The following is a 17,270-nucleotide window of genomic DNA, read 5'->3' on the forward strand; positions in this document are numbered from 1 at the left end:
AATATGAGACATGAATCTAAGGATTTCTTACACTATTTACAAATCGAGAGAGGTTTATCGGAAAATACATTAAAATCCTATGAGAGAGATTTAAAGCAATATGTAACCTTCCTGAATGAGAAGTGTCAGGTAACAGATTTGAAGGAAATCCAACGTATTCATGTTATGCAATTTTTAAGTGATTTACATAGTAAAGGCCGTACAGCTTCAACCACAGCACGTATTCTTTCAACCATTAGAGCGTTTCATCAATTTTTGATTCGGGAAACAGATGTAGAGCATGATCCCAGTTTACATATAGAAACGCCGAAGCAGGAACGAAAATTACCGAAAATTTTATCCAGTAAAGAAGTTGAAAGCCTACTCGATTTAAAAGGCAATGATGCATTAACCATACGCAACCGAGCTATGCTGGAAATGTTATATGCTACTGGTTTACGTGTTACAGAGCTTTTGTCTCTAACTTTAAATGATTTGCATTTAACGATGGGATTTGTGCGTTGTTTTGGGAAAGGATCCAAAGAGCGTATCATTCCACTGGGTTCCCATGCGGAAAAGGCAGTTGAGACATACATTCATCAATCACGTACCCATTTATTAAAAGGAAGAAAAGAGGAAGCACTGTTTTTAAATCATCGCGGCAAACCGATGACAAGGCAGGGCTTTTGGAAAGTTCTTAAAGCGATTGCAAGAGATAAAGGAATTCAAAAAGAAATTACGCCTCATACACTGCGTCATTCCTTTGCCACTCATTTATTGGAAAATGGTGCTGATTTACGTGCGGTTCAGGAAATGCTTGGACATGCTGATATCTCAACCACGCAAATCTATACCCATGTAACCAAAGCAAGACTGAAAGACATTTATAAAAACTATCATCCAAGAGCATGACTACTTTTATTTTCGGTTTGGTTGTCTGACATCTAACAACCCGTCCCCATTTATAAACCAGCAGGAAATAGGGAATGTCCTAATATAGGAGGGATTTTTGATGAAAACTTTTAAACGAACGTTTTTAATTGTTATGGATTCAGTAGGAATTGGAGAAGCACCTGACGCAGAACAATTTAATGATAAAGGCGCAGATACATTAGGTCATATTGCTGAACGTATGAATGGACTCCATATGCCAAATATGAGAAAGCTTGGTCTTAGTAACATTCGGGAAATTCAAGGGATAGATAAGACTAATCAGCCGGGTGCGCACTATACAACTATGCAAGAGGCCTCAAACGGGAAAGACACCATGACTGGTCATTGGGAAATTATGGGGTTGTATATTGATAAACCATTTCGTACTTTCCCCGATGGTTTTCCGGCGGAGCTCATTCAGCAATTAGAAGAAAAAACCGGACGCAAGGTGATTGGAAACAAACCAGCATCAGGTACAGAAATCATTAAAGAACTTGGTGAACAGCATATGGAGACAGGAGCGCTTATTGTTTATACTTCTGCGGATTCTGTACTTCAAATTGCTGCTCATGAAAAAGTGGTTTCCATTGATGAATTATATGAAATCTGTGAAATCGCTCGTGAATTAACGAAAGATGAAAAATATATGGTTGGCCGCGTGATTGCTCGTCCATTTGTTGGAGAACCAGGTGCCTTTGAACGAACTTCCAACCGCCACGATTATGCATTAAAACCTTTTGGCCGAACTGTTATGAATGAGTTGAAGGATCAAAACTATGACGTCATTGCATTAGGTAAAATTTCTGATATTTACGATGGAGAAGGTGTAACAAAGGCTATTCGAACTAAAGACAACATGGATGGAATGGATAAATTGGTTGAATCCATGGATGAAGATTTTCATGGTTTGAACTTCTTAAATTTAGTCGACTTTGATGCTAAATACGGTCATCGCCGTGACCCGGAAGGCTATGGTGAAGCCCTGCAAGCTTTTGATAAAAGACTTCCAGAGGTTTTAAATAAATTACAAGATGATGACCTGCTCATTATTACGGCAGACCATGGTAATGACCCGGTTCACCACGGTACAGACCATACTCGAGAAGTTGTACCACTCCTTGTTTATCACAATCATATTGAGCAAGGTAAAGAACTTCCTGTCAGAAAGACATTTGCTGATATAGGTGCAACCGTTGCCGAAAACTATCAAATTAAAATGCCTAAACATGGCGAAAGTTTCTTGAAGGATATTGATGAGTAGGAGGATATAAAGGTGAGTCAAATTAAAGAATCTGCTTCATTTATTGCAACTAAATTAACAGGAGATAAACCAGCTTTAGGGCTGATTTTAGGCTCTGGCCTGGGTGTATTGGCGGATGAAATTGAAAATCCTGTTGTCATTCCGTATGGAGACATCCCGCATTTTCCTCAATCCACCGTTGCGGGTCACAAAGGTCAGCTTGTAATAGGACAGTTAGAAGGCAAACAAGTTATAGCCATGCAAGGACGCTTTCATTATTATGAAGGGTACCGTATGGAACAAGTTACATTTCCTGTAAGGGTCATGAAGGAAATCGGAGTAGAAAAATTAATTGTCACTAATGCTGCAGGCGGCATTAATGAATCTTTTAATCCCGGTGATTTAATGCTCATTCAGGATCATATCAATATGATGGGGGATAATCCGCTAATTGGTCCGAATGAAGAAGAGATGGGTCCGCGTTTTCCGGATATGTCTCAGGCTTACAATCGTGAACTAATTACCCATGCCGAAAAGTGTGCCGAAAAGCTCCATTTAAACGTACAAAAGGGTGTTTATGTTGGAAATACTGGACCATCCTATGAAACGGGCGCTGAAATAAGTATGCTCCGTACGCTTGGAGGGGATGCAGTAGGGATGTCGACAGTACCGGAAGTTATTGTTGCCAATCACGCTGGATTAAAGGTTTTAGGTATTTCCTGCATTTCCAATATGGCTGCCGGAATTTTAGATCAGCCTCTGTCCCATCACGAGGTAATCGAAACTACGGAAAAAGTAAAACAGGACTTTTTAGCTTTTGTAAAAGAAATAGTTCGTTCATTACCCTAATTCCTACCTTATGAAAGGTTGTCTTACTATGAGAATGTATGATGTGATTACAAAAAAACGAGATGGAGAAGCGTTAACAAAAGAGGAAATTGACTTTTTTGTTGAAGAATATACAAAAGGGAATATTCCAGATTATCAAGCTAGTGCTTTATGTATGGCTGTATTCTTTCAGGATATGACAAAGGAAGAACGTGCTCATTTAACCATGGCTATGGTGAACTCGGGCGATACAATTGATCTTTCTTCTATTGAAGGTATAAAAGTGGATAAACATTCCACTGGTGGAGTAGGGGATACCACTACTTTGGTATTAGCCCCGCTTGTTGCATCTTTAGACGTCCCTGTGGCGAAAATGAGTGGCCGGGGATTAGGCCATACAGGAGGAACCATTGATAAATTAGAATCTGTTGCTGGTTTTCATGTTGAGATTGAAAAAGATGAATTCATTAAGCTTGTGAATGAAAATAAAGTGTCTGTCATTGGTCAATCAGGAAATTTAACTCCTGCTGACAAAAAACTGTATGGACTACGGGATGTTACGGCAACCGTGAATTCAATTCCGTTAATAGCCAGTTCCATTATGAGTAAGAAAATTGCAGCTGGCGCAGATGCTATTGTTTTAGATGTGAAAACAGGTGCCGGAGCCTTTATGAAAAATGAGAAGGATTCCAGGGAATTAGCTCAGGCGATGGTTTCAATTGGAAATGAAGTTGGCCGAAACACAATGGCAGTAATAAGCGACATGAATCAGCCTTTGGGTTATGCTATCGGGAATGCCCTGGAAGTCCAGGAAGCCATTGATACACTTAAAGGAGAAGGACCGGAAGATTTAACTGAACTATGTTTAACTTTAGGTAGTCAAATGGTGGTTCTTGGAAATCAGGCCGACTCACTTGAAGAGGCAAGGGAGAAGTTAAGAGAAAATATCAATAATGGTAAAGCACTTGAAAAGTTTCGTACCTTCTTAAAATCACAAGGCGGGGATGATCAAGTTGCAGAAGATCCAGCAAAACTACCACAGGCTAAATATAAAATTGAACTTCCTGCCCAAGAAAGTGGTTATGTCAGTGGAATGGTAGCGGATGAAATCGGAAAGGCTGCTATGCATTTAGGTGCTGGAAGAGCAACGAAAGAATCACAAATTGATTTGGCTGTTGGATTAATCCTTAATAAAAAAATCGGTGATTACGTACAATCAGGGGAATCCTTAGTCACTATTCATACAAATAACGAATATGTAGATGAAGTAAAGGAACTCTTATATGCCAATATCCAAATCCAAAAAGAGAAAGTGGAAAAACCTAAACTAATCCGCGATATACTATAATAAGGGATAACGAATAGTATCACATAATTTAAGCAGTTCAGTTTTGGGATAAAAATAGATTTTCTTTCCCTTAATTGAACTGCTGTTTTATATGTAAATAGTAAACAAACTTTATAAGTAATCTGAGTTTAATCATAAACGAGCATTTTCCGATAGGGAATTTGCTCATTTTTTTTGATGAAATTTCGTAATGGTTTCGATTCGATGTTTAATTCAGGAATTTTCTTTTTTTATACTTATAATTTCAAGCAATCATGGAAAAAATATGAAAGGAATCGTGAAGAGCTTGTTTATATTCTTAGTTTCATAAGAAGCAGCCAAACAAGCATATCCTAAAAATTCCTATGCAACAGGTATGGAGGGACACTTATGAGAAAATTAGCAACAATGCTATTGATTTTTTGTTTACTTACTTCAACGATGGTTTTACCTGTATATGCTAAAGAAACGGAACAAGCAGATGTAGATTTAGCCGAAAATTCCAAATCAGCCATATTATTGGAAAAGGATACAGGAGAAATTTTATATGAAAAAAATACTGATGAACGCCTTCCACCGGCCAGTATGACAAAGGTTATGACCATGATATTAATTATGGAAGCATTAGAAAGTGGCCAAATTAAGCTAAAAGACAAGGTACGAATAAGCGAGCATGCAGCTTCCATGGGGGGATCTCAAATTTTCCTTGAGGAAGGGGAAGAAATGACTGTTGATAATCTGCTAAAAGGAGTTGCAGTCGCTTCAGGAAATGATGCCTCAGTCGCTTTAGCAGAGCGGATAGCTGGTTCAGAAAAGGCGTTTGTAAAGCAAATGAACAAAAAAGTAAAAGAATTAGGCTTAAATGACACCCAATTTAAAAATACAACGGGGTTACCTGCAAAAGGGCATTATAGTACAGCACATGATATGGCTATGATGGCAAAGGAGCTCTTAAAGCATGAAAAAATAACGGAATATACAAGTATTTATGATGATTATTTACGCAAGGGAACGGAAGATGAATTTTGGCTAGTAAACACAAATAAACTGGTAAAGTTCTATAAAGGTGTAGATGGATTAAAGACTGGTTATACAAGTGAAGCAAAATATTGTCTGACGGCAACAGCTAAGCGGGACAATATGAGAGTCATCGCTGTAGCTATGGGGGCTGATTCTACGAAAAAGAGAAATCAGGATATAACCACCATGCTGGATTATGCTTTTCAGCAATATGATACAAAACCTGTCTATGACCGGTTTGATCAAGTAGATGAAATGAAAATGTTTAAGGCTAATCAGGAAAAAATAAAAGTAGTAACAGGTGATAAAGTATCCATCTTAACGAAAAAAGGTGAAGAGGTTGACGATTTAAAGCAAGTTATCGAATATAGGGAAAATTTATCTGTACCGATGAAAAAGGGAGAAGAAATTGGCACGCTTAAGCTGGTAAACAAAGGAAAGGTATTGTCTGAAACCCCTCTTATTGTTAATCAGGATATTAAGGAAGCAGGCGTTTGGACGTTATTAAAAAGATCCATGAAAAAATTTTATAATTCCTACTAATAGGGACTATTTTTGACGAATTTGCACTTCTTTTGTCATGAAGCAGGAAATACAAAGGGTAAAGAAGAAAGACTCAAGGAGAAAGTAAGCATGATAAAAAGGAGGCATTCAATCTTGAGTCTTTCAGTACAATTTGAAAGTAAACATCACGTACTACTAGTCAGATTATCTGGTGAATTAGATCACCATACCTCTGAAGACTTAAAACACCAGTGGCAATCAGAAATGAAAAAGGCTGATATTCAGCATGTCATTGTAAACATGGAATCTCTTAGTTTTATGGATAGTTCAGGTTTGGGAGTAATGCTTGGCAGATATAAAGAAGTTCAGGAATTAGGCGGAGAAATGGTTGTATGTTCCCTTTCACAATCTGTTAGAAGGCTGTTTGAATTATCGGGGCTTTTTAAGATTGTTCGACTGGAAGAAAACGAAGATGCAGCTCTTAAAAAGTTGGGGGTGGCATCATGAAGAATGAGATGCACCTCGAATTTTCAGCGTTAAGTGAGAATGAATCTTTTGCCAGGGTTACAATAGCTTCATTTATTACACAAGTGGACCCAACTATGGATGAACTAACAGAGATTAAAACCGTGGTATCCGAGGCGGTAACAAATGCCATCATTCATGGCTATGAAAATGATGTAGATGGCAAAGTGTATATAGATTGTACACTACATGATCAATTTGTAGAACTTACCATACGGGATGAAGGTGTTGGAATTGAAAATTTAGATGAAGCAAAACAGCCTTTGTTTACATCTAAACCAGAATTAGAGCGTTCTGGAATGGGTTTTACCATCATGGAAAATTTTATGGATGATGTTGACATTAAATCCGAAAAAGGAAGAGGCACAACGGTTAAGCTTAAGAAGCATTTTCAAAAAAGCGAAAACCTTGTGTAAATAAGGGGATATGTCTATGGATGTAGAACTAAAACATTCCAATAAGGACAAGCCGTTGTCTGATGATGAGGTAAAAAAGTTAATTCACAAAAGTCAACAAGGGGATCAGGATGCAAGAGATTTTCTGGTCGAAAAGAATACACGACTTGTTTGGTCCGTTGTTCAGCGGTTTCTTAATCGGGGATATGATCCGGATGATTTGTTTCAGATTGGAAGTATAGGTCTGTTAAAATCGATTGATAAATTTGATCTTGCTTATGATGTAAAATTTTCCACCTATGCAGTTCCTATGATTATTGGTGAAATTCAACGTTTCATTAGAGATGATGGGAGCGTTAAGGTAAGCAGGTCTTTAAAAGAAACAGGAAATAAAATTAGGAAAAAGCGGGATGAACTATCAAAAGAATTTGGCAGGTCGCCTACCGTTCAGGAACTCGCTGACGAACTGGATATTTCACCAGAAGATATCGTATTTGCACAAGAAGCGTCCAAATCTCCTCATTCCATACATGAGACGGTTTATGAAAATGATGGAGACCCGATAACACTTTTAGATCAAATGTCAGATGAAGATGCAAAATGGTTTGATAAAATCGCTTTAAAGGAAGTTATTAGAAACTTGGACGATCGGGAGCGATTAATAATTTACTTACGATATTATAAAGATCAAACCCAGTCAGAAGTTGCCCATCGACTGGATATTTCACAAGTACAAGTTTCGAGATTGGAAAAAAAGATATTGGATCATATAAGAGACCAGATGAAAACCTAAATGCCAGCTAAATAGCTGGCATTTTTTTTGGGCTCTAAAATATATGTTGAGGTACAGAAAAAATTTAGAACTTGCCCACGTCAACCTTCAACAAAAGCGATTCCCCAAGCCTTCCCTCACCTCCGTATGATACGTGAGTCTCGACTAATTTTGTTGTGTTTTTATCTCCTCTAACATTAGTTTAGTCTGTACACAACACTAAACGACACCTTTCCGCTTTTAATTTATAGTTGTTATGGAACATCCTTTTTGAATGAATCGACGGTTCCTTACACATAATAAACATAAACTTCTCATCCAGAGAGGAGTGTTGTGGTATGGGGGATCAGGTCTACATCCGATTGCGACATAAGATAAAAATCCCTAAGGAAAAGAAGCTTTTGCTTAAAGACATCGCATATATAACAGCTAATGAAAATTGGCGGAAGCTTATCGAAAATACGTTTATCTATCAAGTTAAGAAAGAAGATAAAAACATAGTTGTTTTGGATATTTATTCAGTCATTCGAATTTTAAGGAATCACCATCCGAATTTGGATTTTCAATCGATTGGACCTAATCAGACTATTGCTTATGTAGGTGTTTCTTCTAAGAACCCTCGGATATTTATTGTAGGCTTAATCTGGTTATTGTTATTTATAGGTTCTGGTATGACCATTATGAACTTTCATTATGATGTAAGTATGCAGGAGGTTCAGCAACATCTTCATTTTCTTTTGACTGGAAATAATGATCCATATCCTCTTTGGCTGCAAATCCCATACTCTATTGGTTTGGGGTTAGGTATGATATTGTTTTTTAACCATGTCTTTAAGAAGCGAATAAATGAAGAACCAAGCCCATTAGAAGTTGAAATCCATAAATATCAGCAGGAATTGGATAATTACGTTATTCTGCATGAAAATGAAATGAGTAAAAAAGATGATGATTAAAATGCTCGAAGCAATAATTGGGCTTGCTTCAGGGCTTGCAGTAGGAGCGGGATTTGTAGCCTTTTTAACCATTTTGGGTGTTATTCCCAGACTTATTCAGTTAAGTAAAACCCATTCTTTTATTCAGTATTATGAAACAAGTGTAGTTATGGGTGTGTTATTTGGTACTTTATTAACTTTTAGTTCCCTGGTTTTTCATCTCCCCATTCTTGTGGAAATGGTGTGGGGATTATTTCATGGCGTATTTATTGGTATGCTGGCAGCTGCTTTAACCGAGGTGCTGAATGTATTTCCGATTTTGGCCAAGAGGATAGGGATGGATGGTTATATTCTAGGATTCTTAATGGCTCTAGTGTTAGGTAAAATAGTTGGTTCCCTATTTCAATGGGTTATTTTTGTGAAATGAGTAAATGGAGTGATGATATGAGTAATAAATTTGATAAGCAAAACTATAAGAATACAGTGAAATCCTACCAGCCAAAACCAAACCTTTTTCTCAATTGTATAAAAGCTTTTATTATTGGGGGATTAATTTGTGTAATCGGTCAAGCATTAACAGACTTTTATATCAATGTGTTTGGATATAGTGAAAAAGATGCAGCAAGTCCTACAGCCGCTACTTTAATTTTGATATCTGCGCTATTAACGGGCTTAGGCATTTATGACAAATTAGCTCAGTTTGCCGGGGCTGGTTCAGCTGTACCTATTACTGGTTTTGCCAATGCGATAACCAGTGCGGCCTTAGAGCATAAGAGTGAGGGTTATGTCTTAGGGGTAGGTGGAAACATGTTTAAATTGGCGGGCTCTGTTATTGTTTATGGTACGGTCTCTGCTTATATTGTCGGTATTATCCGATATTTAATAACGCAATAAGTAGGAGGATTTGCATGGGAAAACAAGGAAAGCAGTCATGGATATTTCAAAATAAGGTATACATTAATGAAACCGCAACGATTGGAGGACCAATGGAAGCTCAGGGTCCCCTGAAGGAAACCTTTGATATAACCTATGATGAATTACATTGTCATGAGGATAATTGGGAAAAGGCAGAAAGAAAAATCCTCCAGCAATCTATCCAGACCTGTATACAAAAAGCGAAATTACAATCGGATCAAATTGACTTGATGCTAAGTGGTGACTTGCTTAATCAAAATGTAACATCAAACTATGCAGCGCGTACCCTTTCGATACCTATCTTAAATATGTTTGGGGCTTGTTCAACTTCCATGGAAACCTTGGCTGTTGGCTCTGCATTAGTGGATGCAGGCTTTGTAGATAATGCTGTTGCAGCTACCAGTAGTCATAACGCAACGGCTGAAAGACAATTTCGCTATCCCACAGAATATGGTGGCCAGAAACCTGCTACAACAACTACGACAATTACAGGCGGAGGGAGTGCTTTAGTCTCGAAAAAACCGTCAGATATCCGTGTTGAATCTGCCACAATCGGTAAAATTATGGATTATCAAATGGGTGATCCTTTTGATATGGGTTCAGCGATGGCACCAGCAGCTTATGACACGATTAAGACGCACTTAGCTGACCTGGGACGTTCTCCTAAGGATTATGACTTAATTTTAACGGGCGATTTATCTTCTATTGGAAGTCCTATTCTTAAAGATATGTTAAAAGAGGATGGGATTAATATTGATGATGTTCACAATGATTGTGGCTTAATGATTTATAACAGTGATCAGCCTGTTTTTGCAGGGGGGAGTGGGACAGCCTGCTCTGCCGTTGTTACTTATGGTCATGTTGTATCAGAACTAAGAAAAGGGAATTTAAACCGTGTGTTTATTGCGGCTACTGGTTCTTTACACAGTCCCACAATGATTCAACAAAAAGAAACGATTCCTTGTATCGCTCATGGTGTTGTGTTAACGAGAGAGGAGTTGAGTTAAATGGATTATTTATGGGCCTTTCTTGTTGGGGGAGGAATATGTGTTATTGGACAAATCTTATTAGACGTAGCTAAGTTAACCCCTGCACATGTACTTTCGATATTTGTGGTTTCTGGTGCGGTTTTAGATGGGTTCAGTTTGTATGATAAATTAATTAAATTTGCTGGGGCAGGAGCTACAGTGCCCATAACGAGTTTTGGACATTCATTACTGCATGGGGCTATGGAGCAAGCCCAGGATCATGGTTTTATTGGCGTTTCTATTGGAATATTTCAATTAACTTCTGCTGGTATTGCCTCAGCCATTTTATTTGGATTTTTGGTTGCAGTATTCTTCAAACCAAAAGGATAAGGGAAAGGGTAGATTATAGTTTATGTCGAAATCACAGAAGGTTGCTGTATCAGAAAAACTAACCGAAAATCAAAAATATATGAAGGAACGTGTTGGTGTTGGTACATCCTTTGACCTTGGGTTCAGACAGATTAAGGTATTAAAAAAGGATGTTGACATTTACTATTTAACCGGCATGTGTGATACAGCCTATATTATTGAAATTATTAAAAAGCTGGTGGAAATTAATGATTTTGAATCAAACTATTCAAAGGTAAAAGAAGTCATCCATAACCGGTTGGTTCATCAGCAGGTAACCGAAGTCAAAACAATGGATGAGGCAGTTGATGAACTTCTTTCTGGTCTTATTGTAATATTTGTAGATGGCGAGAAACAAGCATTTATTGTTGATGTTCGTTCATATCCAGGGCGCGCCCCACAAGAACCTGATACAGAAAAAGTAGTAAGAGGTTCAAGAGATGGTTATACAGAAAATATCATTGAAAATACTTCTCTGACACGCAGGAGAATTCGAGATGAACGGCTCCGTGTTGAAATTACCAAGGTGGGAGAACGTTCTAAAACAGATATTGTATTTATGTATTTAAAAGATGTTGCAGATCAAGGTCTCGTTGATTTAATAAAAAATGAAATTGAAAAGATAGAGGTTGACGGTATCTCCATGGCTGACAAAACCATTGAGGAGTTTTTAGTGCATCAGGGATTGAATCCCTTTCCAATGGTCCGGTATACAGAACGGCCGGATGTTGCTTCTTCTCACTTATTAGAAGGACATGTTATTGTAATGGTGGATACATCACCTAGTATGATTATTACACCTACTACGTATTTTCACCATGTGCAGCACGCCGAAGAATATCGGGAATCACCTGCTGCAGGTTCATTTGTAAGGTGGATTCGTTTCTTAGGGATATTCGCATCGATTTTTTTGTTACCATTATGGCTTACATTTGTTTTAGATCCTACTTTATTACCATCAGGATTAGAATTTATTGGTCCGAAAGAAGAAGGGAATATTCCTGTTGTAATCCAGCTAATATTAGCTGATATAGGGATTGAATTTTTACGAATGGCCGCCATTCATACACCAACCCCCTTATCTACAGCTATGGGGTTGATTGCTGCTGTACTTATTGGTGAAATTGCCATTGATGTAGGATTATTTATGCCAGAGGTCATTTTATATGTATCGATTTGTGCAATCGGCGCTTTTGCAACACCAAGCTATGAATTAGGTGTAGCAAATAAAATGACAAGACTTATATTATTAATCACTGTTGCTCTATTCGGAAATAACGGATTAGTTATAGGAGCAACCGCTTATGTTTTGTTTCTGGCTAGCAGAAACTCTCTTAATACGCCATATATGTGGCCATTTATCCCGTTTGATGCACAAGGGGTTTTCCAGATATTGTTTAGAGTATCTGTCCCACTTACAAACCGTCGTCCAAGCATTGTTCGACCAAAGAATGATCACCGGCAACCCTGGAATTAATATTGAAACCATAGAAGGGATATGATAAAGTATTGCTATACTTTATCGGGAACTAAAAAAGCTCCGGAGGCAGTTAATCTGTCTCCTTTCTTTTTTCAAAAAACAGGGGTGAAAATGATGAAAAATGTTAAATCGGATCATTTACATTTTGGCGGTTTGGATACAGTTGAACTGGCCAGGATTTATGATACGCCTTTATATGTCTATGATGTTCATAAAATCAGAGAAAATGCCAGAGCATTTGTGAACACATTTAAAAACATGCAAATCCCTTTTCAAGTTGCCTATGCCAGTAAAGCTTTCTCATCTATTGCTATGCTTCAAGTGGCTAAACAAGAAGGGTTAAGTTTAGATGTCGTTTCACAGGGTGAATTATATACAGCGCTACAAGCAGGTTTTCCTGTTGAACGAATTCACCTCCATGGTAATAATAAAAGTACAGAAGAATTAGAAATGGCATTAAAACATAATATTGGCTGTATTGTAGTAGATAACTTTTATGAAATTGAATTATTGGAAGGCCTGGTAAAAGAGTATAATCAAACCGTAAACGTCTTACTTAGAGTTACACCTGGGATTGAAGCTCATACCCATGACTATATTCTGACAGGCCAGGAAGACTCTAAATTTGGTTTTGACCTCTCAAATGGACAAGCGGAGCAGGCACTATTAAAGCTTTTAGATGATAAGGAGATTAATGTGCTTGGCATTCATTGCCACATTGGTTCACAAATTTTTGAAACCACAGGCTTTATTATGGCTGTGCAAAAACTCTATCAAACTATGAACAAATGGAATACACTTCACCAATATGTGCCAGAAGTTTTAAATTTAGGTGGAGGATTTGGCATTAAATATACAGAAGAAGATGAACCCCAGCCCCTTGCACAATATGTAGAGGCATTAGTTCATGAGGTTAAGGAACAGGCAAAGCAATATGAACTCCCTATTCCGGAAATATGGATAGAGCCTGGTCGAGCAATCGTGGGAGACGCAGGTATGACGTTATACTCAGTTGGATCGATTAAAGAAATTCCGGATGTAAGAACTTATGTATCTGTAAATGGTGGTATGACAGATAATATACGGCCGGCGTTATATAACGCAAAATATAATGCTGTTGTAGCGAATAAATCAAATGAAGAATCTACAAAAACGGTTTCGATTGCAGGAAAATGTTGTGAAACAGGCGATATGCTGATTTGGGATGAGCAAGTACCTGAATCAATAGAAGCAGGTGACATTTTAGGCATTTTCTCAACAGGAGCTTATGGATACTCGATGTCGAATAACTATAACCGCTTTACAAAACCTGCTGTCGTATTTGTTGAAAACGGAAAAAGCCAATTAGTCGTCAAAAGAGAAACCTACCAATCCCTAACCCAGAATGACCTTTTTTATGAATAGAAAAGCGGAGGCGACTGATTAGGTCTGGCGGGATAAGACAAAGACATGGAGTGGCATGGATTTTGCCACGGAATGGCTTTGGCTTATGTCCGCCCAGGCCTAGGAGCCGTAGCTAGACAAAGAAAAGCGGAGGCGACTGATTAGGTCTGGCGAGATAAGACAAAGACATGGAGTGCATGGATTTTGCCACGGAATGGCTTTGGCATCTGTCCGCCCAGGCCTAGGAGCCGCAGCCGGACAAAGAAAAGCGGAGGCGCCCGGTTATGGATCTCTAGTGAATCTGAAGCAATTCCACTGACTTTATGATATGATTATTTTAATTGCCGGAAAAGGAGATGATTGTTTTGACAAAGCAAGGTTATATACTTATGGATAATGGAAATGAAATAGAGTTTGAATTATATCCGAACGAAGCCCCTGGTACCGTAGCGAATTTTGAGAAGCTAGCTAATGAAGGTTTTTATAATGGTCTAACCTTCCACCGAGTTATACCAGGATTTGTAAGTCAAGGAGGCTGTCCTAAGGGAGATGGCACTGGTGACGCTGGATATACCATTAAATGTGAAACTGATGGCAACCCTCATAAACATGTTCCGGGGAGCTTGTCTATGGCTCATGCAGGAAAAGATACCGGTTCTAGTCAATTTTTTATTGTACATGAAGCACAGCCCCATTTAGATGGAGTACACACAGTCTTTGGACAGGTTACATCAGGACTTGATACAGCAAAGGCTATGAAGAATGGAGATGTCATGAAAGAAGTGAAAGTAAAGTAATTTATCCCTGAGAAGGGGAAGATTTTCTTTCCCTCCTCATTTGTTTCATTTACCGACGTTAGAGGAGATTGCTATGATAAGCTATATGATATTTATTCTATTTATAGTCCCACTCTCCATTCTACTTCATGAATTTGGCCATGCATTCATGGCATATGTTTTTAAAGCGGATTTCATTCATTTCTTTGTTGGAAGTGGCAAAGAGAGAGCATACATGCAAGTTGGAAGAATGAGGATACATATACATACTCTTTTATTTATGGGTGGTGTTTCGGTAAGTGAAAAAGAGAATGATTTTAAAGACAGAGAAAAAGTGTTAATATCAGTAGCCGGACCATTATTCAATGGATTAATAGCCTGGATATTATTTCATTATTCACATGATTCTATGGCGGTGCGGTTATCTTTTTGGTTCAATTTGTGGCTCGCCATCCTAAATATTTTTCCGTTTCGATTTAAGAAGAAAAAATCTGATGGTTATATATGTGTAGAAGTTTTAATGAAATCTTTTAAGAATTGGTTAAATTAATTAATTGATACCATTTGCACAAGAATAAAAAGCAATTATAATAATAAAGAAGTGATATCCTTTTTGGAGGATTAAGAATATGCGAAAGAAAAATATGCGATTATTTCTTTTACTGGTTAGCTTTGGTTTGATTTGGGGAATCATTTATTGGTTTTTTATCGTGTAATGAATTGTAACTGAAAATAAGCAGGAAAGTTATAAATTTTATAGAATCCAATACCATAACACAGATGGAAAATAAAGGATTAAAATTAGATAAAATTGGAAAAAATAACATATGTGCGAATTTTAGATAAGTGAGTCTATGTAGTTAGCGTTGTAAGGTCATTTTAAAGATATTGATTTTTTCTAATAATGAGGGATTATTATGTTAATTCGTTATAAAAAAGCATTTGAAAAAATAGCTATGGGTTTACTTTCCTTTATGCCAGAAGAAAAGGATGTTAAAAAGCTGCAGCAAACCATTAAGGAATATGAAGCTAATGAAAATTGGCATTTATACTTATGGAAGGAAGAAGACTTATTGGGAGCTATTGGAGTTCGGATTGAAGATGAGGAAAAAGCAGTCATTCAACATGTCTCAGTAAACCCATCTCATCGTCATCAAGGTATTGGAAAAAAAATGATTGATGCTGTACACTCTCAATATGCTAATCAATATATAGTGTGTGGGGATGAAAAGACTGAATCATTTGTAAAGAAATGCGAAGAAATTGTACAAAAGGATCAATCTAGGTTATAACGAATGACGCAAAATATGTTTATGAACAATATAGGGATTGGATAAATCACTTTTAGAATTAAAGGTACAATTCCATTCGCCGCATTTACGTTTTACTAAATCGATAAGATGAGGGTCTTGAAATGGCAATGATATACTTTGGTAAGGCTTTTTGTTTACAATATTTTCTTCCAATAAATTGAGGGTTTGCAGTAGTTCTTTTTTATTTAGGCCAAATTTTGCAATCATCATATGATGTAGATAAAATTTTTGTTTTGATTTTTGAATTAAACGTAAAGCTCCCACATCATTTCCTCTTCGTTGATGATATAACGATACGGCTAGCTGGATGAAGGCTACCCAAATAGAGTCTCGATCTAGTGGCTTCTCCATTTTCCATCGGTCTTCCAAAATCTCATGGCATTCAAAGTAATCTCTGGTTCCTAAAAAGTGAGCCAGATAGGTTATGTATGCATCATCATACATATGCTATTTCTCCTTTTTTTCCTTTTATAAATAGTTTATCATGGAGATTTGTAATAGAAAAATATATGTTTTATAAAAAATAAGCGCTAAGCAGATGAGCTTAGCGCCGGTTCCTGGGATTAATAACCGCCAAAACCCCAGCTTGCACCAACAATAATTAAAAGAATGAACAATACTACAATTAACGCGAAACCGCCGCCATATCCATATGAACTCATAGTAAATCCTCCTTTTTTAGATTACAATGATAAAAGGGCTTTAAGCCTTTTACCATGTTTCTTACGTTAATACTTTATGTGTTCACAGCATTTGTTGTATAGGCGGATATATAGAATTAAACCAATTTTTTCAGGGAAGGAATTCAGATGAAAAATGGGCGAAGCATATTTTGTTAAGTTAGATACATTTGAAGGACCGTTAGATTTATTATTGCATTTGATTAATCGATACGAAATAGATATTTATGATATTCCTGTAGCACAGATTACTGAGCAATATATGAGTTACATCCATACTATGCAACAGTTAGAACTTAACATCGCCAGCGAATATCTGGTGATGGCAGCAACTTTAATAGAAATTAAGAGTAAAATGCTCATTCCTAATCAAGAACTGGAATTGGAAGAGGATGAGTATGAAGAGGAAGATCCAAGAGAAGATCTTATGAAACGATTAATTGAATATCGGAAATATAAAGAAGCTGCACAAAATCTTAAAGAACGTGAATTAGATACCAATCAAATCTACACACGCCCGCCCATTAATTTAGATGATTATAAAGATGATAATAACCTGATTGAAAATCATGGGGAAGTAACCATTTTTGATATGATAGGGGCTTTACAAAAGCTTTTTAAGAAAAAGCAGTGGAACGAACCCTTAGAGACAAAAGTGGAAAAACAGGATATTCCGATACAGGAAAGAATGGATCAAATGCTTGACTATATTAAACGTGCGAATGGGAAGGTATTGTTTGGTGAATTGTTTCCTTCCCCTGTACGTACACATATTGTCGTTTCTTTTATTGCGTTATTGGAATTAATGAAAAAGAGAATGGTTATTTGTGAACAGGAATCAAACTTTTCAGACATCGTCATTTATCAGAATTTAGAAGACGAATAAGCTGAT

General features: G+C 37.2%; 21 protein-coding genes. 19 read left to right on the forward strand and 2 right to left on the reverse strand.

Translation table 11 applies throughout. From position 1 onward, the window contains the following. Positions 1-3: 3 nt before the first annotated feature. From xerD to BMX63_RS13575, 18 genes are all read left to right on the forward strand, one after another. On the forward strand, positions 4-891 hold the full coding sequence (gene xerD / locus BMX63_RS13490; RefSeq protein ID WP_093136605.1) for a site-specific tyrosine recombinase XerD: 888 nt from the start codon (positions 4-6) through the stop codon (positions 889-891). Between the two features lie 100 nt (positions 892-991). Next, a complete protein-coding gene (deoB, locus tag BMX63_RS13495) occupies positions 992-2,173 on the forward strand; it encodes a phosphopentomutase (RefSeq protein ID WP_093136607.1) in 1,182 nt (393 codons plus the stop codon). A gap of 12 nt (positions 2,174-2,185) precedes the next feature. Then, positions 2,186-3,001: a purine-nucleoside phosphorylase gene (locus BMX63_RS13500; protein ID WP_425441490.1), complete on the forward strand. Its 816-nt coding sequence runs from the start codon at positions 2,186-2,188 to the stop codon at positions 2,999-3,001. 28 nt (positions 3,002-3,029) lie between these two features. Continuing rightward, the gene (locus BMX63_RS13505) at positions 3,030-4,328 is read left to right on the forward strand and encodes a pyrimidine-nucleoside phosphorylase (RefSeq protein WP_093136611.1); all 1,299 of its coding nucleotides are present in this window, start codon (positions 3,030-3,032) and stop codon (positions 4,326-4,328) included. 369 nt (positions 4,329-4,697) lie between these two features. Further along, positions 4,698-5,870 carry a D-alanyl-D-alanine carboxypeptidase family protein gene (locus BMX63_RS13510; protein WP_093136613.1) on the forward strand — a complete coding sequence of 391 codons (1,173 nt, stop codon included), beginning with the start codon at positions 4,698-4,700 and terminating at the stop codon, positions 5,868-5,870. A 114-nt stretch (positions 5,871-5,984) separates the two neighbouring features. Then, entirely contained in the window at positions 5,985-6,338 is a 354-nt protein-coding gene (gene spoIIAA / locus BMX63_RS13515) for an anti-sigma F factor antagonist (protein ID WP_177167315.1), read from the forward strand. Further along, the gene (spoIIAB, locus tag BMX63_RS13520; protein ID WP_093136617.1) at positions 6,335-6,772 is read left to right on the forward strand and encodes an anti-sigma F factor; all 438 of its coding nucleotides are present in this window, start codon (positions 6,335-6,337) and stop codon (positions 6,770-6,772) included. The genes spoIIAA and spoIIAB overlap by 4 nt, the downstream gene beginning before the upstream one ends. 16 nt (positions 6,773-6,788) lie before the next feature. Then, positions 6,789-7,544, forward strand: coding sequence for an RNA polymerase sporulation sigma factor SigF (gene sigF / locus BMX63_RS13525; protein WP_093136619.1), 756 nt, complete (start codon positions 6,789-6,791; stop codon positions 7,542-7,544). Between the two features lie 317 nt (positions 7,545-7,861). After that, positions 7,862-8,476: a stage V sporulation protein AA gene (locus BMX63_RS13530; RefSeq protein WP_093136621.1), complete on the forward strand. Its 615-nt coding sequence runs from the start codon at positions 7,862-7,864 to the stop codon at positions 8,474-8,476. 1 nt (position 8,477) lies between these two features. Next, a complete protein-coding gene (locus BMX63_RS13535) occupies positions 8,478-8,882 on the forward strand; it encodes a stage V sporulation protein AB (RefSeq protein WP_143060168.1) in 405 nt (134 codons plus the stop codon). Between the two features lie 17 nt (positions 8,883-8,899). Next, on the forward strand, positions 8,900-9,349 hold the full coding sequence (spoVAC, locus tag BMX63_RS13540) for a stage V sporulation protein AC (RefSeq protein ID WP_093136625.1): 450 nt from the start codon (positions 8,900-8,902) through the stop codon (positions 9,347-9,349). Positions 9,350-9,363: 14 nt separating this feature from the next. Next, positions 9,364-10,377, forward strand: a complete 1,014-nt coding sequence (spoVAD, locus tag BMX63_RS13545; RefSeq protein ID WP_093136627.1) for a stage V sporulation protein AD — start codon at positions 9,364-9,366, stop codon at positions 10,375-10,377. Further along, positions 10,378-10,728 carry a stage V sporulation protein AE gene (gene spoVAE, locus BMX63_RS13550; protein WP_093136629.1) on the forward strand — a complete coding sequence of 117 codons (351 nt, stop codon included), beginning with the start codon at positions 10,378-10,380 and terminating at the stop codon, positions 10,726-10,728. Between the two features lie 22 nt (positions 10,729-10,750). Continuing rightward, positions 10,751-12,223 (forward strand): spore germination protein, encoded by a 1,473-nt coding sequence (locus BMX63_RS13555; RefSeq protein ID WP_093136631.1) that lies wholly within the window; start codon positions 10,751-10,753, stop codon positions 12,221-12,223. Between the two features lie 117 nt (positions 12,224-12,340). Next, positions 12,341-13,630 carry a diaminopimelate decarboxylase gene (lysA, locus tag BMX63_RS13560; RefSeq protein WP_245732833.1) on the forward strand — a complete coding sequence of 430 codons (1,290 nt, stop codon included), beginning with the start codon at positions 12,341-12,343 and terminating at the stop codon, positions 13,628-13,630. A gap of 344 nt (positions 13,631-13,974) precedes the next feature. After that, on the forward strand, positions 13,975-14,406 hold the full coding sequence (locus BMX63_RS13565; protein ID WP_093136635.1) for a peptidylprolyl isomerase: 432 nt from the start codon (positions 13,975-13,977) through the stop codon (positions 14,404-14,406). An 85-nt stretch (positions 14,407-14,491) separates the two neighbouring features. Next, positions 14,492-14,935: a site-2 protease family protein gene (locus BMX63_RS13570; protein ID WP_281242759.1), complete on the forward strand. Its 444-nt coding sequence runs from the start codon at positions 14,492-14,494 to the stop codon at positions 14,933-14,935. A gap of 367 nt (positions 14,936-15,302) precedes the next feature. Continuing rightward, complete coding sequence (locus BMX63_RS13575; RefSeq protein WP_093136639.1) at positions 15,303-15,677, forward strand: GNAT family N-acetyltransferase; 375 nt, start codon at positions 15,303-15,305, stop codon at positions 15,675-15,677. Here BMX63_RS13575 and BMX63_RS13580 read toward each other — a convergent pair. Continuing rightward, a complete protein-coding gene (locus BMX63_RS13580) occupies positions 15,672-16,142 on the reverse strand; it encodes a DUF309 domain-containing protein (RefSeq protein WP_093136641.1) in 471 nt (156 codons plus the stop codon). The genes BMX63_RS13575 and BMX63_RS13580 overlap by 6 nt on opposite strands. 119 nt (positions 16,143-16,261) lie before the next feature. After that, complete coding sequence (locus BMX63_RS13585; RefSeq protein WP_093136643.1) at positions 16,262-16,360, reverse strand: YjcZ family sporulation protein; 99 nt, start codon at positions 16,358-16,360, stop codon at positions 16,262-16,264. A gap of 154 nt (positions 16,361-16,514) precedes the next feature. Between BMX63_RS13585 and BMX63_RS13590 the strand changes: the two genes are divergently transcribed. Next, entirely contained in the window at positions 16,515-17,264 is a 750-nt protein-coding gene (locus BMX63_RS13590; protein WP_093136644.1) for a segregation/condensation protein A, read from the forward strand. Positions 17,265-17,270 lie beyond the last annotated feature (6 nt).

Source organism: Salinibacillus kushneri (assembly GCF_900111405.1).
Classification (GTDB): Bacteria; Bacillota; Bacilli; order Bacillales; family Alkalibacillaceae; genus Salinibacillus; species Salinibacillus kushneri.